Here is an 18,546-nt window from a genome sequence, read left to right on the forward strand (position 1 = left end):
TCTAGAAAAGCTAGATAAATATATGTTAAGCCTTTATTGGCAATATCTGTCCATGGCCTCACGGGCATCCTCAAAATTCAATTTGATGGCCGCTCTCATGTCTTCACAACCCGATTGAACTCTATCCGTGGCAAATTTTAACAAACCTCTATAATAATATGCCTGTCCGAAGTTCTTATCCATTTTGATGGCAGAACTGTATTCTTTGTTGGCCTCTTCAGTATTTCCCAATTGATGCAAAGCCCTTCCTTTCATGAAATAAGCCATAGCAGGAGCACCTGGTACTTCTACCGCATATTCCGCGTAAAGTAATGCCTGACTATGCTTTTTCTGTCTTTGATACAAGTTGGATAAGCTGAGCAAAACCTGGACATTCTTGGAATCATGCGATAAAGCCGCTAAGAAATCCCTTTCTGCTTTTTCAAAGTCACCTAATTCCTCATGTGACCTGCCTCTGTTGTATAGGGCCTGTACGTTTTTGGGTCTGTTGACCAAATAAGTGTCATAAGCATCAATGGCTTCCTCATATTTGCCGGCCGAATACAATTGATCCCCTTTATTGGATTCTCCTGCTGAGCAAGAGGCTAAAATTATGCTGATAAGGGCAACATATACCCATTTACTGAACTTCATTATATACTCCTTAATTTAAACTGCTACATTGTTTTCTCTCAATGCATCGTTAAGGGAAGTTTTAAGATCTGTGGAAGCTTTTCTTTGACCAATGATTAAGGCACATGGGACCTGAAATTCCCCAGCTGGAAAATTTTTGGTTATTGAACCCGGAATCACTACTGATCTTGGTGGTACGTAACCTTTATATTCTTTTGGCTCTCTCCCTGTGACATCAATGATCTTAGAGCTGGCTGTAAGGGTAACACCAGCACCTACCACAGCTTCCTTACCAATTCTTACTCCTTCAACGATGATAGCTCTCGACCCAATAAAGGCACCGTCTTCCACGATTACCGGAGCGGCCTGTACGGGTTCTAAAACCCCACCAATACCTACTCCACCACTTAAATGGACATTTTTACCTATCTGAGCACAAGATCCTACTGTAGCCCAAGTATCAACCATCGTGCCACTGTCCACATATGCGCCAATATTGACATAGGAAGGCATCATTACTACTCCACTTGCCAAAAAGGCACCATAACGTGCCACAGCATGTGGAACAACCCGCACCCCTTGCTTGGCATAATTGGTTTTTAAAGCCATCTTATCGTGAAACTCAAACGGTCCCACTTCTATGGTATGCATTTTCTGAATTGGAAAATATAAGATCACGGCCTTTTTTACCCAATCATTGACCTTCCAGCCTCCTTCTCCATCTGGCTCTGCTACCCTCAATTGACCACTGTCCAAATCAGAAATAACAGTTTTGATGGCAATTTCAACATCTTTTTCTTTAAGCAAGTCCCTGTTTTCCCAGGCTTTTTCAATTATCGTTTGTAAATCCATATTTTTGGTTGGTTCTATACACTTAAAATACATCATGCATCCGGTCAAAATTGCTATTGCTTCTGTACTCAAACCCTTAAAAGATCCAAGGAGCTATTACAAATTTGCCCTTTCGCTGCGTGAAACAAATAAATACCAGATTAACATCATAGGATTTTATTCAAAAAAAGAAACAGATGAAGAATTGATAAAATTCCATCCCCTTTTTTACAAAAAAAGAAATTCCTTTGCCCGACTGAACGTAAGCATCAGACTCTTAAAACTATTGAGAAAAATCAGACCAAAAAGCCTTATTGTAACTACTTATGAGCTTCTTCCAGCTGCTTTATTGGGCAAATGTATTTTCAGATACAAGCTCGTCTATGACATTCAGGAAAACTATGCACTGAACTTCAGACTCAACAATTCTAAACATATACTAACAAAGCAGCTGGGGTCATTATTAATAAAATTTATTGAATTCAGTTCAAGACCGTTTACAGATCACTTTATTTTTGCGGAAAAATGTTATGTGACCGAATTTCCAAAGATCAAAAATCACACTGTATTAGAAAACAAATATCAAGGTCCAAAAATCAATTCAAGCCGACCATTCAAATTAGGCCCAAGCAAGCTCAATTTTTTACTGTGCGGCACGCTTGCGGAGATTTATGGGAGTATGGATGCACTTCTCTGGTTTGATCACTTCCACAGACATTTTCCTGATTCCACATTAAAAATTTTGGGACATGCACCGCTTGAAAGTTTTAGAACAAAACTGCTTCAGCACGTGCAAAATAAACCCTACTTGGAATTTACCATATCTTCTGACCCCATCTCCTACGAAGAAATATTAGAAGCTTACCAATCAGCGGATATGGTCTTACTGCCGTACCGTCAGACCAAAAACATAAGTCCGAAAATCCCCAGCAAACTTTACGAATGTCTTGCTTTGAAAAAAGCTTTTCTTTTTAGTCCTAATGCCAAGTGGCAATCATTAGCTGAAAAGTACAATGCCGGAATAGCTGTAGACTTTAAAAGCAATAAAAACTATGACTTGATTGCCAAATCGATTTTTTCAAAGGTATTTTATGACAATTCATCAGTATCAGAAGCACATTGGTTGCAAGAGAAACAAAGCTTTTTACAAGTAATAGAACACCTCTTTACTAAAGATCAAAAACTGTACTGAAGTCCGATCCCATGATCAGTCACCCCAAACCTAATTTCTTTTTTATATGCTCCACTCCCCCTATAGCTGTTATAACTGCCTACAGTCATTCCCGCATTTTTTCTATACGCCCTTTCAAAGAAAATAGAAGGGATAAATAGTCCGACACCAGCCCCAAAGATCATCCAATTCATCTCATTGCCCAATATGGCATTGGTGGTGGGATTAACTATCAGAAACAGCCCAGGAAAAAGACTTAAATCTGATAAAGTCCGGAATGTTCGGGCTTTGGAAAGGTACCCGTATGCCTCTGTGTCCGAACCAAGCCGGTTCGCCAATTCAGCACGTTTGATCCTTTCTCCATTCAGGTAGAAAGTTTTTCCGGTTAAGGTAAGGTTTCCTATATCTCGTTCAGAAGTCTGAGAGAAAGCATTTTCAATTTGCAAAAAGATGGTGCAGACAAATAAAACAACGGATAAGGCTTTCATATCCACTAATTTTTCTGGTAAAGATAACAAAAAACGAAAGGATTAGTATCACTTGAACAATTTTTTCTCCCCTACCTTATCCACAGCACTTAAAAAAGTTATCCACCTCAGCCCCGTTTTGGAAACCATTTTTAGACTATTGGAAACTCTTACTTTTTGTGATTTTATCAGCTTCATGATCTAAAATTGAATTTATAATCTCCTGTAAAACTGGTATTTAAACATTTTTTAAGCCGACTCTTAATTATTTTATAGCCATACCTAATCACTTGATCACATATATTTTTGAGTTATCCACAGCTGATTTAGCCTGGGTTAAATTATTTTTTAGTATAGACTAAATTAGTATCTTTGAAAAGAATTTTAGATTTATGACAACACTCACCTACTCTGAAGAGAATTACCTCAAAGCGATTTTCCATCTTTCTGAAGAGGGCAAAAAAAGCGTATCAACCAACGATATTTCTGCGGAAATGAAAAACCGTCCTGCATCGGTTTCAGATATGTTGAGGAAATTAGGAGAAAAAAAAGTGATAGAATACCGTAAATATTATGGCGTACATATCACTGAAGAAGGGAAGAAACTGGCCTTGCAAACAATCAGAAAACACAGGCTTTGGGAGGTTTTTTTGGTTGAAAAATTGAATTTCTCTTGGGATGAAGTTCACGAAGTAGCCGATGAACTGGAGCATATCAAATCCCGTCTTCTTATCCAAAGACTCGACGAATACTTAGGTTTCCCAAAATTTGATCCACATGGAGATCCAATACCGGATGAATATGGAGACATCAGATCCCGACCACGTTTACCCTTATCAGAAATCGAAATCAACGGAACAGGTCAGATCGTAGCAGTGAAAGACAGTAGTGCTGCTTTTCTCCGCTACCTGGACAAAATCGGTGCATATATTGGTGCAAGGATTAAAGTATTGGACAAAGTAGAATTTGACGGATCTGTAGAAATTCTGGTGGATAACAAAAAATCAGTCTTTATGTCCAAAGATGTGGTTGGTAATATTCTGGTTATGCAATAGCCCTAAATACAAATCCACCTATAATGTTTTTTTCAATGTAGCTTTTCCAGCATTTTAATGCTGTGCTTTAAGGAGCGGACCTGGTGATAATTCCCCTTCCAAGCATGCCCCTTATCTGCCTTTACAATGGAAGGTTGCTTATCTTTTCCTCCTGAATACCAGTCGCCATTTTCATGATCCACCAAGTAAGCATCTATATAAGCCCATTGCTTTTGAAACTTGTTCAAATAGTCATTGGGACCATCTGAAAAGTAGAGCCCCATCATCAAAATTGCATTCATACCCTCTGCTTGTGCCCACCAATTTTTACTGTCTTTAATTATCCTTGGAACAGCTTCTTCTCCGAAGTAATAACCTTCGTCATAAAAGCCGCCCAATTCCCTATCCCAGCCAAATTCCAGCGCATGATCAAGCATTTTTTTAGACTTAGCCAAAGTTACGGGATCATCTCCTAAGCCGAGCGTCTGGGCTGCTTCCATAAGGAGAAATGCTGTTTCAACATCATGTCCAAAAGAAATATGATCCAATTTACGATGTTGCAGTATGACTTCTTCTTCTTGGTCAGCAAAGGAAACAGGTGTCCAATCCGCTTCAAAAAACAAAATCAAATGTCCTCTATCGTGGGTAATCTGATCTCTTACCAAGAAAAACATTTCTTCCAAACGCATTTTAAGCAAAGGATCTTTCCAAACTTCATAAAGGGCAGTAAATGCTTCTAACAAATGAATGGAAGAGTTCTGGTCTTTATATCCAATATCTGAAGTAGTAGGTTCATCGATTGGTCTTTTTATCGGTTTCCCTTCTCTATCCAAATGTTGAAAGTATCCCTTATGGTTTTTATCATGACTGTGCTTTTCCAGCCAATTAAAAGTTCTGATAGCCAAATCCAAACCGGCCGAATCTTGGGAACTGGCAAAATATGTAGCCAATGCATAGATGGCAAAGCTATTTCCGTAAGCTGTCTTGGTGCTGCTTGCTTCCGCAATTGGCTGCCCACTCCTATTTACCAATTGATAAAAACCTCCGTATTCTTTATCCCACATTTTATCCCTAAGAAATTGAAATCCCAATTTCATTCCGATTGAATAATGTTCAGTTTCAGGATAAAGCTGATGGCCAATTGAGTTGGACCATAGGTGCCTGGACTGGGTGACTATAAATTTCTTCTGAGGACTTGACTTTAATTCGAAAACATAGTCAAAGTCACTGAAAAACCCTCCTGAATCAAAGTCAAATGCCTTCGGGTACCAAGACTCCAATAGATTGCCTCTTAAATTTTGTTCCAATGCTATTGAATAAGATTCAGCCCAATCTCTTTGGTTCTTCTTTGATTTTTCCTGCCCCTCAGCAATATTTACAATCCCCAAAAAACAAATTAAGATTAAACTTGAACTGAATTTAAGCATGTTTTGACCTTTGTTTAAATTTCTATTTGACTTGAATTTAATCAGACTTAACAATGACCCATAATCAAATCAGAAGCCTTTTCGCCTATCATGATGCATGCGGCATTGGTATTACCTGAAATAATTTTAGGCATTATGGAAGCATCCGCTACCCTGAGATTTTGGATACCATGAACTTTCAATTGATCATCTACAACTGCCTCCGGATCATGCCCCATCTTGCATGTTCCCACGGGGTGATACAATGTTTCCAGGGATTTGTAGATGTGGAAAAGCAGGTTTTCTTTCTCAAAACTCTTGGGAAAGACCATTTCACCTTTTTGAAATCTCTTGAGCGAAGGCTGTTCCATCACCTCTTTTGCTTTAATCATTCCTTTGATCAAAGTTTGCAGATCATCTTCCACAGACAATAGTCTGGGTTGAATAAGTGGAGGAGAAAAAGGGCTTTTGTCCCGAAGGCCAATATATCCCCTACTTTTTGGTTGTAGCAGAATAACCATCAGGCTATAGCCGCTGGTGGTCGGGAATGTATTGAGGTCATAAATATCAGTGCTGTAATCATCCTTGACTGCTGATGCCACAAAATGAAACTGAATGTCCGGCTGCATCGCATCAGATTGGTTTACATTTAAAAATGCATTTGCTGTCAATGGACCATTTCCCAAAGGTCCTTTTTTGAAAAGCAGGTATTGTATCAATGCCTTTCCCATACGGAATGGTTTTAGCTCATTATTATCAGTTGGCACATTGGAAGCAGCACTTAAGCCTGACCAAATATGGTCTTGCAGATTTTTCCCGACCCCTGGTAAATGACATTTCTTCTCAATCCCAAATTCCTTGAGGTAGTCGAAATCTCCTATCCCTGAAAGCATCAAAATCTGTGGAGACTGTATGGCTCCAGCAGAAAGAATCACTTCTTTTTCTGCATAAAATTCTTGTTTATTTTTATTTAAATCATAACATTCAACACCTACTGCTATATTATTGTCAATCAATATTTTATTAACCAATATTCCGGTCATTACTTTAAGGTTAATTCTCTTCAGTATGGGTTTCAAAAACGCAGCTGCTGTACTTTGCCGTTGGTTATTTTTAATGGTGTATTGCAGCATGGAGGCTCCCATTTGAGAAGCACCGTTGTACTCCGGGTTTTCTTTAATTCCTGCTTCTTCGCAAGCTTTGACAAAATGATACCCAAGTGGATGTGGCTGGGCGGAAAATGCCACATGGAGCGCACCGGAATCCCCATAATAATCCCCTTTGAAATCCTGATTGTTTTCAGATTTCTTGAAGTAAGGAAGAAGTTCTTTGTATGACCAACCCTTATTTCCGAGCGAAGCCCAATGATCGAAATCATTGGGGTTGCCCCTGACATAAGCCATAGCGTTAGTGCTACTGCATCCTCCCAGCACTTTTCCTCTGGGGATAAAAATTCTTCTGTTTTCTACTTTAGTTTGGGGTTCTGTCCAAAATGCCCAATCCACATCGGACCTATGAAGCTTCCCATATCCCCCAGGGATGTGTATCTCGGTTTTGGAATCCTTAGGTCCTGCTTCCAACAACAGTACCCGATTATTGGGATTTTCAGAAAGTCTGTTGGCAAGAACACATCCTGATGATCCTGCACCTATGATGATAAAGTCAAAATATTTCAAGGTCTTTGGGCTATTAACACCAAAAAATTACCTGAAATTTTGGTAAATAAAAAATGGATGCCTCAATAAAGACATCCATTCAAACTTTTATTTTGCATTGTGATGCTGATTTTTATTATTATCCATTCTTACTTTCATGCATTTCCTTGATTTTTCTTCTCAGTATCTTACCCACGTTAGATTTTGGAAGCTCTTCTGTAAAATACACCTCTCGAGGCACCTTATAATTCGTCAACTCTTCTTTACAATGGGCAATGATTTCTTCTTCTGTGACAGATTTATCTTTGGCAACTACGTATGCCACGACTTTTTCTGTAGATTTTTCGTCAGGCATACCAATGACTCCTGTTTCCAGCACTTTTGGATGTGAGGCTATTGCATTTTCCACTTCATTGGGATAGACATTGAATCCGGAAACGAGAATCATCTCCTTTTTTCTGTCCACAATTTTGACAAAACCATCTTCATCAATGACCGCAATATCGCCGGTTTTGAACCACTCTCCATCCATTACTTTTTCCGTTTCATCAGGACGCATCCAATATCCTTTCATCACCTGAGGACCTTTGATGCACAGCTCACCTTTTTCCCCAGTTCCCAAAGTATTTCCTTCATCGTCAATGACCTTGATGTCTGTATTGGGCAAAGGAATTCCAATGGTGCCAATTCTTTCTGTTCCGTCAATCGGATTACAAACTGCCACTGGGGATGTTTCAGTAAGTCCATATCCTTCGGCCAAGGCCACTCCTGTTATCTTTTCCCACTTCTCAGCAGTAGCTTTTTGGACTGCCATTCCACCTCCAACAGCTACCTTTAATTTACTGAAATCCAATTCACTAAACCCATCTGCATTCATCAATCCATTAAACAAAGTATTGACTCCTGTGATAACAGTAAACTTGTGTTTGCCCAACTCTTTGATAAAACCAGGCATATCCCGTGGATTGGTAATCAGAATATTCCTGGCCCCGATTTTAAACATGGCAAGACAGTTGACCGTGAGGGCAAAAATATGGTAAAGTGGTAATGCAGTAATCACTACTTCTTCATTATCCTTAAGCTTAGGTTTCATCCACGCTGAAATCTGCTGCATATTGGCCACAATATTGGCATGGGTAAGTTCAGCTCCTTTAGATACCCCTGTAGTACCTCCAGTATATTGCAAAAAGGCAGCATCTTCCAAAGTCATCCACTCCCTATTGAATCCTGTCTTGGAACCTTTGGAAATGGCATTTTTCCAAGAATATGCACCTGGAAGACTGAATGAAGGCACCATCTTTTTAACATACTTTACCACCAAGTTGACGATAGTTCCCTTAAGACCGCCAAGCATATCGCCCAATCCAGTGGTGATGATATGCTTGGTGGCAGGAATCTGATTTCGGATCTTTTCAAGATTGAAGGCAAAGTTTTCCACTATGACAATAGCCCTTGCTCCCGAATCTTCCAATTGATGCTTCATTTCTTTGGCGGTGTAGAGTGGATTCACATTGACTACCACCATTCCAGCTCTTAAGGTGCCAAACAAAGCCACAGGGTATTGAAGGCAATTGGGCATTTGGATTGCCACTTTATCCCCTTTGCTCAACTTTAATTCGTTTTGTAAAAATGAAGCAAAATGCTGGGTATAGGTATCCAGTTCATTGAATGTCATGGATTTTCCCATACACTCATAAGCTACTGCATCGCCAAACTTACCCACACTTTCTTCAAAAAGATTGACTACAGAACTGTATGAAGTAACATCGACTTCTGCATCCACAGACTTGGGGTAATGTTTCAACCAAGGAAAATTTTGCATAAACGTTTTCTATTTTGGGTTCAGACTAAATATTCTTTTTTACTATGAATAAATATAAAGTAATATACTTTGTTTAAAAAAAGAATGGCACTTTCCCCTAAAGAAAAAGTGCCATTTTGTGAAAATCCTGCAAATTTCTAGTCCAAAAGCAGTTTTCTTGTAATCAGTTCTTTCATGATTTCATTGGTACCGGCATAAATCCGCTGCACCCTGGCGTCAGCAAATGCTCTTGCTACCGGATATTCCCACATATAACCATAACCGCCATGAAGCTGTACACATTCATCAGAAACATCACATTGAAGCTCGGTCAAAAGGTACTTGGCAGAAGATGCCATGGCTGAGTCTACCTTTTTTTGGTTGTGAAGCACTACAAGCTGATCAGCATAAATTCTGCCCTGCTCCAGTTTTGCTCCCATTTCCGCCAGTTTGAACCTGGTATTTTGAAAATCTGAAATGCTCTTTCCAAATGCTTTTCTCTGCTTGACATACTCGATTGTCGATAAAAAAGCCGACTCTGCCAGTGCCAATGCAGCCAGCCCTACAATCAGTCTTTCCTGGGCGAGTTCGGTCATGAGATATTTGAATCCTTCCCCAACTTTTCCCAACAGGTTTTCTTTAGGTACTCTGACATCTTCAAAAAACAATTCGCAGGTATCTTGGGCATGTAGGCCTACTTTTTCAAAAGGAACTCCTTTGGAAAATCCTTCCATATCCTTGTCCACGATAAACAAACTGATTCCTTTAGCCCCTTTACTAGGATCCGTCTTAGCAGCTACGACCACCACATCGCAGAGGTAGCCATTGGTGATGAAAGTTTTTGACCCATTGATTACATAATGATCTCCTTTGTCCTCGGCCGTGGATCTGATGGCCTGAAGGTCAGAACCAGCACCAGGTTCAGTCATGGCTACCGCTGAAATAAGCTCTCCCGAAACCATGCCTGGAATGTATTTCTTTTTTGCTTCTTCTGTACCGTAATGAAGCAAATAGGGAAATACAATATCACTGTGCAAAGGATATCCGATGGCTGGTCCTGAACATCCTGAAAGGCCCAACTCTTCGACAAAAATGGCATTGTATCTAAAATCTTCCAGACCCATACCTCCAAATTCCTCTGGGGCCTGAAGGCATAGAAAACCGTTTTCTCCTAATTTCTTCCAGGATTCTCGGGATACCATCTTATTTTTTTCCCATTCGGCATTATAAGGTGTAATTTCCTGGGCAATAAAATCTCTTATGGATTGCCTGAACATCTCATGTTCTTCGTTGAAAATTGTCCTGACTACAGCGTACATATTTATTTGGGTTTATAATTTTTCAAAATTTAAATTAAGTAAAACTTATATTTTTATAAAATATGATTCGAAATATACAAAACACATGAGCTCATTCCAATATATATTTTGTATAACAAAAAGAGAGGCCATATTAGTTGGCCTCTCTTTTCATTTAATATTTAATATGTAAATCCGAAATTAGACCACTAACCAATTTAAATAAGGGCCTAGATCAATCCGATACTAATCAATATCGGATTTATGCAAAATCGGTTTTTTCAATTGCTAGTGGCAAAGTTCCGAATATCCCTGTTTTTTCAGCCCCTATTTCCAAGCTTTCCGTGGCAGCTTTTCTGCCCGCTCTGCTGTATGGTACACCATTGAAGCAATGATCACCGCCGCCTGGGTCATATCAGGAAACTGCATCCTTTCATAAACGTCCATGTTGGTATGATAGCCTCTTCCATAATCTATTGGATCTTGGATAAACTGAAATCCAGGAACCCCTACAGCATCAAAAGCCACATGGTCCGTAGATCCGGTGTTTCTTGTGGTGATGGTCTTTGCGCCCATTGTGTGAAAAGGCTCAAACCATTTTTCAAAAATAGGAACCAACATGTCATTTCCTTCGAGGTAGATCCCCCTAATTTTTCCGGAACCATTGTCCAAATTGTAATAAGCTGAGATTTTATCCCACTCAGCCTTTTTCTCTTTGGAATTTCTATCAGCTACATATTTTTGAACATATCCTCTGGAACCAAATAGGCCCTGCTCCTCCTCACCCCACAAGGCGATGCGGATAGTACGCTTTGGTTGGTAATCCAGTGCTTTCAGAATTCTGATCGCTTCCATCATCACCACTACACCTGCAGCATTGTCATTGCCACCTGTTCCGGCATGCCAACTGTCCAAGTGACCACCAAGCAATACCAGCTCAGGTTTCAGATTTTTGTCAGTACCTGGAATTTCGGCAAGCACGTTGTATCCCTTGTAATCATCATCCAACCATTCTACTTGGATTTCCGCTTCAATTTTGACCGGGTAGCCATTTTTGAGCAGGCGGTAGATCCTGCCGTGATGCTCTGAAGCAATTTCCATTTCCGGGACAGTGGGAAGTTTATCCGTGCTAAAAGAGCCAGCTCTAGTGTGGAATACTGTCCCAAAATTTCCTCTGGTGCCTGTGAGTCTTAAAGCTACTCCTTCTTCCAACAAAAATTGGGTAAGCTTCTGGTCCAAAGCCCTCTGAGCCCTTAGTTGCGCGAGCATCTCAGGGGTGTAACGTCCGCCTCCACCACCAATGCTAACGGTTTTTCTGGCTTCCAATTGCTCATCGGTCAATCTGCTAGCCTCGGCCTCGAAAGCAGGATCTGAATTCAGATTGGCCGGCGTGATGACCACTTTCCCTTTTAGTTTTCCACGGTATTTGTCAAAATCTTCTTCTGAAGTGATTTCCAATAAAGTGACCTCAGACTCCACCAATCCGTCTGTGCCATCGGTCCAAGCTTTTGGATAGCCTATCACTTGTGCATAGTAAGGATCTTTCATGGCGATGTAGGATTTTTTCACATCCCATCCCCGGCCAAAATCCCCATAAGAATCTATTCTGACATTGGACAATCCCCATTCTTTGAATTTTTCCGCAGTCCATTCACGCGCATTTTTCAGATTGCTGGAACCTGATAGCCTCGGGCCAAGGTAATCCGTAAGATGGAAAGAAAGGTCTTGGATCTGGGAGTTTCCTATCCCTTCATTTTTGATCTTGTGGACCATTTCCAAATCAACCTTATCCTGGGCAAATGCCGCCTCAGAGAAAGTGAAAAACAAGGCCACAAGCAAGTACATGCATGTTTTACTGTAATGAATCATATTTTTAAAAAGGGTTTTGAATTATTCTGAATTCCAAAAATGTGAAAAAAATTATAGTTATACATTCCACTTATATAAATAGCTTACAAAAAAAGCCCCTGCCAGATCAATGGCAGAGGCTTTACTTGGCTTTTGGAAGCTTTCAGAAATATAGACTTTTTGTTCTTCCTTTTTGGTCTTTTAATTGAATATTTACATCTTCAGCATTTATTTTTTCCAGTCTATAGACCTTTTCAAATGCCTTAGGTTCATCGATATACTCTTTGAAAAGAAGTTTTCCTTTTTGAGTCATGATCCTGACTTCTACTCCCGGTTCTTCCAAACCAATTACAGTTAACTGTACTGAAGAGTTGTCCAAAGTTTTCCCATAAGCCATCAAAGGATAAACTGCTGGCGCTTCTTCTTTTTCCACAGTGTATACCGTGTAGTCAGCATTGTTCTCCTTGATATTGCTCTGAACAAGCACATGGTATTCTCCTGCTGGGAGCTGAGAAAGATCATAAGGGACTTTAAGATCGGTTTTGACATTGACTTTTTGACTGTGCAAGGTTTTCCCATCTTGGTCCAAAATGGCAAGTTTTACCTTTCCCATTCCTTCCTTGAGGTAAACATTTACTTTGTTGTCCTTTGTTTTGATGGAAGACAAAGCAGATGCATTTTCATTTGAAGCGTTTGCAAAGCTGGCTAATCCTATTGTAGCGGCTAATGCGAGTGTGATGAATGTTTTCATAATTGTGTGAGTTTTGAGTTGGTACTGGTGGATATTCAGCTTTTATACCAAAAAAATCACAGGACCTCTTTTCCCCAACAGATTGAAGATCCTGATTTAAAAAATTCTTAAAACTCTATAAACCAATATTTTGAATATAATACCTAAAAGTCATTCAATTGTATCAGTTTCAGATCACTCGTACAAAAATACGTCTGGAAAACGGACAGTTTTTACCTCTTTTGTTAAAAATCCACTTTAAAAAAGGTTGCATTGTTCTTGAATATTTTTGAAAAATTAATTTTCTACTTTTTTGATAAATTTTTCCTTAAATGAATTGCTCAAAAAAAACCTGTACAATTCCGTACAGGTACTGTTCTCAAGTGAGCAGATTTGTCAATTTTTCAACTCGAAAGCTTGGCCTTAAGGTCTTTTACTCTTTGGGAAATCGAAAGACTGTTGATATCCAGGTTTTCAGATGTCGCTTTCAAAAAATCTAAAATGGCACCCTGATGCTCTGTTGATTTTCCTTCTTTGATCGTAACATATCGCATGGTTGTCCAGAGGACGGTCTTCAATTCTTTTCCGGTATCATCAGTCATGTAATACTCTAAAACTACTGTATTGTGATTGTACCACAAAATCCTGCTTTTAATCCTTACCCACTCACCTACTCTAGCTGGTCTGACATAGGAAATATTGTGATTGTACACTACCCAGGCGGCTTTGTATTTCTGTATCATCTCATACATTTCTACCCCGTAGAGCTTTGGTACCTGATCTTCTCTTGCATTAAAAAAGTAGTCAAAATATTTAGCATTATTAAGGTGCTGCAAAGGATCACAGTCCTGAAACCGGATCACCACCCTGCTTTCGGTTTCTTTTGGATAATGCTTTTGTGGATTGAATTCAAACATAGGTTTTCAACATTTTAATTCAAATTTAGTCAATTCAAGGCGAATGAAGGCCATTTATGAAAATTTGAACGGAATCTTTCTTAAAAATCCAGTTTCAAATATTTTTTTGTATAATTTAATCCATTGAAAAGAAAAGCTGATGGACATCAATTGTGATCTCGGGGAAGGATTGACCAACGATCCTGAACTCATGCCTTATCTGAATAGCTGCAATATAGCCTGCGGAGGTCATGCCGGAGATAAATCCACCGTTCAAATGACCATCAAGCTCGCCAAAAGCCATGGGGTAAAAATCGGAGCTCATCCATCTTTTGCTGACAAGGTAAACTTTGGCAGGAAAATCCTCAATTTGACTTCAGTTCAACTTGAAAATACTCTAATCGATCAACTTGACCTGTTTTTTGAATCAGCTCATCATCTTGGCACAACCGTGCACCATATTAAATTACACGGAGCACTGTACAACCTAGCTGCCAAAGATGAAAAAACCGCAGATACTTTTTTGACTCTTATAAAAGAAAGATATCACAGTACCAAGGTCTATTGTCCTCCCAATTCCGTGGTGGAAAATCTGGCCAAGACTTATCAAATCCCCTACGACAGGGAAGTTTTTGCGGACAGAACCTATCAGGACGATGGAAGCCTTACAGACAGAAAGCTGGCCAAAGCATTGCTGACCGATCCCACAGAAGTGATTGATCACCTGAAATGGATTGTAGATAAAAAATGCATATTGACCTTATCCAAAAAGCAACTTCCTGTAGAGGCTGAAACGGTCTGCATACATGGCGACAACCCTTCCGCCCTCCCCATACTTCAAGCAATCAGAAACCATTTTTTTATATGAACATCCACATTAAACACATTCACCAAAAGCTGGTCGAAATATTCTGGCAAAAGGAAATTTCTCCTAAGATTCTCCATGAAATGATCGTCACCAAATCTTTTCTGGAAAATCAATATGCTGATGGAATCAAGGAAATCCGGATGGGATATCACAGTCTGTCGCTCAAACTTTCCTTGGACATGAGTAAACAGGATGCGGAGGAACTTCTGGAAGAAATCCAAAACATCAAGCTCGATCAGACCGCCTTTTCCTCAAAGACATGGACACTTCCTGTCTGCTATTCCAAAGAAATGGGCAAAGACCTGGAATCTTTGTCCAAACTACATCAAATGGAAATAGAAGAAATCATTTCTCGGCATTCCACACCGGAATACCTTCTATACTTTTATGGATTCATTCCGGGATTTATGTATTTAGGGGGCTTGGATGATACATTATTTACCCCCAGAAAATCAAATCCTGACCGGGCTATAGCAGCAGGAAGTGTTGCCATCGGTGGATATCAAACGGGAATTTATCCAAATGAAAGTCCGGGTGGCTGGCATGTGATAGGTAACTGTCCACTCCCCCTATTTGATATTCATCAACACCCTCCCGTGATGCCTCAAGTTGGTGACAAGGTCCGATTTAGATCTGTCGAAATAATAGAGTATGAGGAAATAAAAGCTATGGTCAACAAGGGAGAATTCAACTGGTCACATGATTAAACTACCTGCTTACATACAATTTACCCAACCAGGTTTAATGACCAGTGTTCAGGACCTTGGAAGATTTGGACAGGCCCAGTATGGAATTCCTTATTCAGGTGCTATGGATCGATATGCTGTTGCGCAGGTAAATTTTATATTGAGAAATCCTAAAGATGCTGCAGTTCTGGAAATGTCCGGAACTGGTCCTGAAATGGTTTTTGAAAGTGAAACAAGGATCGTATTTGCAGGAGCTGAAACGGAGGTATTACTCAATCAAAAGCCTGTAAAATATGGTGAGGTCATAGAAATACAGCCAGAAGACCATGTAGTGGTAAAAAGAATAAAAAAGGGACAGTGGGCGTATATGGGTATTCAAGGAGGATTTGAATCTGAGTCAGTAGCCGGAAGCAAAAGTTGGTATCCTGGAATCACCTCAAGAGATAGAATTATAAAGGGAGATAGCCTTTGTTACCTTTCTGAACCTGACCGGTATTATCCACCTGTAGAAACCAAAGCCAAAATAAGGTCTGATTGGTTTAGGGTATCCACCCTCAAGGTATACCCTGGTCCGGAATGGGACCAATTACCTGATTTGTTGCACAACAGAATCCTTCACAAAGCTTTCCGAATTTCAGACATGGTCAACAGGATGGCCTATCAGCTAGAGGAAGTCATTGCCCATGAACTGGAGCCTATTCTAACCTCTCCTGTTTATCCTGGAACAATTCAGCTCACACCTGCCGGAAAATTGATCATTCTGATGAGAGATGCTCAGGTAACCGGTGGCTATCCAAGAATCCTGCAGGTAGAGAACACCTCCCTGAATGTACTTTCACAAAAGAAACCTAAGGAAAAGATTAATTTTAAACTATTGACATGAAGTCCATTTTTAAGGAGGAAGTTCTATATATCAAGGAACTTCCAAAAACTGATTTTTTGAAAAGATCAAAACACAAACCTACCCACAGGGTCATTTTGGTCTTGCTGATTTGGGCTCCTTTGGATATCCTTTTAGGGTTCAGTTCTTGGGAATTGATAGCTTGGGCTTTCCCCATTATTGAAGAGGCTGACACGGACATTATGGAAAATGGGCTGATGGAAGCCATAATCACAGCGGTTATCATGGCTCCTTTATTGGAAGAACCGATTTTCCGTCTAATTCTGAAATTTTCCAGAGGAAGATGGAACGTCTCCATTTTTTTATTGTCACTAACCATGTTTTTTTTCAGCAAATACCTGGCAATTGCTTTTTTGATTGCATGGGCGACCATAGGCATAAAGCTAAATGATAGGTATTTTTACAGCAGGTTTCTGTTTGGTTTTTTGAAGTACAAAAAGCACTTGTTTTGGATCATTGTACTCCTATTTGGATTTGTCCACCTCAGCAATTTTGATCTTGACATGATCTCCTATTACCATTATCCATTGGCAGTTTTACCGCAGCTTATCGCAGGGGTGATTTTTGGAATTGTCAGGATACGTTTTGGGTTTTGGTATGCTGTATTGATACATGCTACCAACAATGCTCTAGCTGTATTTGCGATTGATTATTTGGGTTTATAAAGCTTGTTGATGAACTAAGTATTTTCCCCTTTTGGCATTTTATCAATCATTTCAAAAAATATCAGCCCATTCCACTTGAATTGGCCTCTTTTTTAAAGATTGGCTTTATAAAAAGCCGATCAATTTCTATATTGAAGTTTTTAAACCTTAATTGACCAAACCATGAATGCATCGCTTGAGAAGCAAATAATAGATCAGGGAATGTCCCCTGAGAAAGCACAAGAACAATTGAATCATTTTAAAAACGGGTTTCCCTATTTGCCCATCGTGGAAGCAGCTACTCCGGGCAACGGGGTCTTGGCTTTGGATCAAAGTAAAATAGAAAAACTACAGGAAAGCTATCCTGATAAAGCTGCAAATAAAAAAGTAGTGAAGTTTGTCCCTGCCAGCGGTGCAGCATCGCGTATGTTCAAAGACCTTTTCGCATTTTTAGAAGGTGATGGAGATATCACCAAAAGCGCTTTTGTACAGAAATTCATTGAGCACATAGAAAAGTTTGCCTTTTACAGAGATCTGGATCAAAGTCTGAAAAATTCAGGATCTAGTATCTCTGAAGCAATCAAAAATAAGGAATATCAAAAGATCGTGTCCCACCTGCTCAATGATGAAGGTCTCGGGTATGGACACTTGCCCAAAGGTTTGTTAAAGTTCCATCATTATGATGACCACGACAGAACACCCACATACGAGCATTTTATAGAAGGAATTATGTATGGATTGGGAGAGGGAAATACCGTAAGGTTACATTTCACAGTGTCTCCCGAACATGAGTCAAAATTTAAAGAGGAAGTTGCCTCGATACAGCCCAAGTTGGAAAAAGAATTCGGGGTAAAGTTTGAAGTGTCCTATTCCCAGCAAAAAAAATCCACCGACACCATAGCGGTCACTATGGACAACGAGCCTTTTGTGGAAGAAGATGGAAGTATTCTTTTCCGTCCGGCAGGTCATGGTGCATTGTTAGAAAATCTGGATGAGATAGATGCAGACCTGATTTACATTAAAAATATTGATAATGTAGTTCCTGATAGGCTCAAACCGACCACCAAGTCTTATAAAATTGCCATTGGAGGACTTTTATTGGAAATTCAAGAGGCGGTTTTTGAAGCCCTGAAAGGCCTTACAGCATTTCCTGATGAAGAAAGTTTGAAAAAAGCAGCAGCAACTTTTACAGATAAACTAGGCGGAAAAATGCCTTCAAAATACTCTGAACTTCCCTATGAAGAAAAGGTAAAATACCTAAAGCAGAGATTGAACCGACCATTACGCGTCTGTGGAATGGTGAAAAATACGGGAGAACCTGGCGGTGGTCCATTCTGGGTAAGCGAAGATGATGGTTCTGTGAGTTTGCAGATTGCTGAGACGGCACAGATAGATTTGAGTGATGCCAGCCAAAAGACAATCATGCAGGAATCTACTCACTTTAATCCAGTAGACTTGGCATGTGCTACCAAGGATTTCGAAGGCAATAAGTTTGATCTATTGAAATTCAGGGACATGAGAACAGGATTTATCACTGAAAAATCGAAAAGTGGCAGAGAACTAAAAGCACTGGAACTGCCAGGGCTTTGGAATGGTGCCATGGCCGGTTGGAATACAGTTTTTGTGGAAGTACCTTTGATTACTTTCAACCCTGTGAAAACCGTCAATGACCTCCTTCGGGATGAACATCAATGATTG

The 18,546-nt window shown here is 39.8% G+C and carries 17 protein-coding genes; 7 read left to right on the top strand and 10 right to left on the bottom strand.

Annotation, left to right across the window (positions count from 1 at the left end; all coding sequences use genetic code 11):
• Nucleotides 1-33: 33 nt before the first annotated feature.
• Nucleotides 34-633 (bottom strand): tetratricopeptide repeat protein, encoded by a 600-nt coding sequence (locus tag EGN73_RS09990; RefSeq protein ID WP_219288971.1) that lies wholly within the window; start codon nt 631-633, stop codon nt 34-36.
• Between the two features lie 15 nt (nt 634-648).
• Entirely contained in the window at nt 649-1,464 is an 816-nt protein-coding gene (locus EGN73_RS09995; protein ID WP_219288974.1) for a 2,3,4,5-tetrahydropyridine-2,6-dicarboxylate N-succinyltransferase, read from the bottom strand.
• A 34-nt stretch (nt 1,465-1,498) separates the two neighbouring features.
• Here EGN73_RS09995 and EGN73_RS10000 point away from each other — a divergent pair, with 34 nt between their 5' ends.
• Nucleotides 1,499-2,635 carry a glycosyltransferase family protein gene (locus tag EGN73_RS10000; RefSeq protein ID WP_219288977.1) on the top strand — a complete coding sequence of 379 codons (1,137 nt, stop codon included), beginning with the start codon at nt 1,499-1,501 and terminating at the stop codon, nt 2,633-2,635.
• Here EGN73_RS10000 and EGN73_RS10005 read toward each other — a convergent pair.
• A complete protein-coding gene (locus EGN73_RS10005) occupies nt 2,620-3,102 on the bottom strand; it encodes a hypothetical protein (RefSeq protein ID WP_219288979.1) in 483 nt (160 codons plus the stop codon). The genes EGN73_RS10000 and EGN73_RS10005 overlap by 16 nt on opposite strands.
• 371 nt (nt 3,103-3,473) lie before the next feature.
• On the opposite strand from EGN73_RS10005, the gene EGN73_RS10010 reads away from it, so the two are divergent.
• Complete coding sequence (locus EGN73_RS10010; protein WP_219288981.1) at nt 3,474-4,136, top strand: metal-dependent transcriptional regulator; 663 nt, start codon at nt 3,474-3,476, stop codon at nt 4,134-4,136.
• A gap of 32 nt (nt 4,137-4,168) precedes the next feature.
• Here EGN73_RS10010 and EGN73_RS10015 read toward each other — a convergent pair whose 3' ends face one another.
• The 7 genes from EGN73_RS10015 to EGN73_RS10045 form a co-directional block, all read right to left on the bottom strand.
• Nucleotides 4,169-5,542, bottom strand: coding sequence for an AGE family epimerase/isomerase (locus EGN73_RS10015; protein WP_219288983.1), 1,374 nt, complete (start codon nt 5,540-5,542; stop codon nt 4,169-4,171).
• A gap of 47 nt (nt 5,543-5,589) precedes the next feature.
• Nucleotides 5,590-7,197: a GMC family oxidoreductase gene (locus tag EGN73_RS10020; protein ID WP_219288986.1), complete on the bottom strand. Its 1,608-nt coding sequence runs from the start codon at nt 7,195-7,197 to the stop codon at nt 5,590-5,592.
• A 118-nt stretch (nt 7,198-7,315) separates the two neighbouring features.
• Entirely contained in the window at nt 7,316-8,998 is a 1,683-nt protein-coding gene (locus tag EGN73_RS10025; protein ID WP_219288989.1) for an AMP-binding protein, read from the bottom strand.
• A gap of 137 nt (nt 8,999-9,135) precedes the next feature.
• Nucleotides 9,136-10,296, bottom strand: a complete 1,161-nt coding sequence (locus EGN73_RS10030; RefSeq protein WP_219288991.1) for an acyl-CoA dehydrogenase family protein — start codon at nt 10,294-10,296, stop codon at nt 9,136-9,138.
• 306 nt (nt 10,297-10,602) lie between these two features.
• Nucleotides 10,603-12,120, bottom strand: coding sequence for a M20/M25/M40 family metallo-hydrolase (locus EGN73_RS10035; protein WP_246611552.1), 1,518 nt, complete (start codon nt 12,118-12,120; stop codon nt 10,603-10,605).
• 166 nt (nt 12,121-12,286) lie between these two features.
• Nucleotides 12,287-12,874 carry a FimB/Mfa2 family fimbrial subunit gene (locus EGN73_RS10040; protein ID WP_219288996.1) on the bottom strand — a complete coding sequence of 196 codons (588 nt, stop codon included), beginning with the start codon at nt 12,872-12,874 and terminating at the stop codon, nt 12,287-12,289.
• A 383-nt stretch (nt 12,875-13,257) separates the two neighbouring features.
• Nucleotides 13,258-13,770 carry an acyl-CoA thioesterase gene (locus tag EGN73_RS10045; RefSeq protein WP_219288999.1) on the bottom strand — a complete coding sequence of 171 codons (513 nt, stop codon included), beginning with the start codon at nt 13,768-13,770 and terminating at the stop codon, nt 13,258-13,260.
• 139 nt (nt 13,771-13,909) lie between these two features.
• Between EGN73_RS10045 and pxpA the strand changes: the two genes are divergently transcribed.
• The 5 genes from pxpA to EGN73_RS10070 all read left to right on the top strand — a co-directional run bounded on the left by pxpA (nt 13,910) and on the right by EGN73_RS10070 (nt 18,543).
• Nucleotides 13,910-14,617, top strand: coding sequence for a 5-oxoprolinase subunit PxpA (gene pxpA, locus EGN73_RS10050; protein ID WP_219289003.1), 708 nt, complete (start codon nt 13,910-13,912; stop codon nt 14,615-14,617).
• On the top strand, nt 14,614-15,324 hold the full coding sequence (pxpB, locus tag EGN73_RS10055) for a 5-oxoprolinase subunit PxpB (protein ID WP_219289005.1): 711 nt from the start codon (nt 14,614-14,616) through the stop codon (nt 15,322-15,324). Before pxpA ends, pxpB begins: the two co-directional genes overlap by 4 nt.
• 37 nt (nt 15,325-15,361) lie before the next feature.
• Entirely contained in the window at nt 15,362-16,186 is an 825-nt protein-coding gene (locus EGN73_RS10060; protein ID WP_246611536.1) for a 5-oxoprolinase subunit C family protein, read from the top strand.
• Nucleotides 16,183-16,869: a CPBP family intramembrane glutamic endopeptidase gene (locus EGN73_RS10065; protein WP_219289008.1), complete on the top strand. Its 687-nt coding sequence runs from the start codon at nt 16,183-16,185 to the stop codon at nt 16,867-16,869. Before EGN73_RS10060 ends, EGN73_RS10065 begins: the two co-directional genes overlap by 4 nt.
• A 162-nt stretch (nt 16,870-17,031) precedes the next feature.
• Nucleotides 17,032-18,543: a DUF4301 family protein gene (locus tag EGN73_RS10070; RefSeq protein ID WP_219289010.1), complete on the top strand. Its 1,512-nt coding sequence runs from the start codon at nt 17,032-17,034 to the stop codon at nt 18,541-18,543.
• Nucleotides 18,544-18,546: the final 3 nt, after the last annotated feature.

Source organism: Arthrospiribacter ruber, from assembly GCF_019343195.1.
Taxonomy (GTDB): domain Bacteria; phylum Bacteroidota; class Bacteroidia; order Cytophagales; family Cyclobacteriaceae; genus Arthrospiribacter; species Arthrospiribacter ruber.

Coding starts and splice junctions, on each gene's coding strand:
- EGN73_RS09990 (WP_219288971.1), bottom strand. CDS start 633: ATGAAGTTCAGTAAATGGGTATATGTTGCCCTTATCAGCATAATTTTA.
- EGN73_RS09995 (WP_219288974.1), bottom strand. CDS start 1,464: ATGGATTTACAAACGATAATTGAAAAAGCCTGGGAAAACAGGGACTTG.
- EGN73_RS10000 (WP_219288977.1), top strand. CDS start 1,499: ATGCATCCGGTCAAAATTGCTATTGCTTCTGTACTCAAACCCTTAAAA.
- EGN73_RS10005 (WP_219288979.1), bottom strand. CDS start 3,102: ATGAAAGCCTTATCCGTTGTTTTATTTGTCTGCACCATCTTTTTGCAA.
- EGN73_RS10010 (WP_219288981.1), top strand. CDS start 3,474: ATGACAACACTCACCTACTCTGAAGAGAATTACCTCAAAGCGATTTTC.
- EGN73_RS10015 (WP_219288983.1), bottom strand. CDS start 5,542: ATGCTTAAATTCAGTTCAAGTTTAATCTTAATTTGTTTTTTGGGGATT.
- EGN73_RS10025 (WP_219288989.1), bottom strand. CDS start 8,998: ATGCAAAATTTTCCTTGGTTGAAACATTACCCCAAGTCTGTGGATGCA.
- EGN73_RS10030 (WP_219288991.1), bottom strand. CDS start 10,296: ATGTACGCTGTAGTCAGGACAATTTTCAACGAAGAACATGAGATGTTC.
- EGN73_RS10035 (WP_246611552.1), bottom strand. CDS start 12,120: ATGTACTTGCTTGTGGCCTTGTTTTTCACTTTCTCTGAGGCGGCATTT.
- EGN73_RS10040 (WP_219288996.1), bottom strand. CDS start 12,874: ATGAAAACATTCATCACACTCGCATTAGCCGCTACAATAGGATTAGCC.
- EGN73_RS10045 (WP_219288999.1), bottom strand. CDS start 13,770: ATGTTTGAATTCAATCCACAAAAGCATTATCCAAAAGAAACCGAAAGC.
- pxpA (WP_219289003.1), top strand. CDS start 13,910: ATGGACATCAATTGTGATCTCGGGGAAGGATTGACCAACGATCCTGAA.
- pxpB (WP_219289005.1), top strand. CDS start 14,614: ATGAACATCCACATTAAACACATTCACCAAAAGCTGGTCGAAATATTC.
- EGN73_RS10060 (WP_246611536.1), top strand. CDS start 15,362: ATGACCAGTGTTCAGGACCTTGGAAGATTTGGACAGGCCCAGTATGGA.
- EGN73_RS10065 (WP_219289008.1), top strand. CDS start 16,183: ATGAAGTCCATTTTTAAGGAGGAAGTTCTATATATCAAGGAACTTCCA.
- EGN73_RS10070 (WP_219289010.1), top strand. CDS start 17,032: ATGAATGCATCGCTTGAGAAGCAAATAATAGATCAGGGAATGTCCCCT.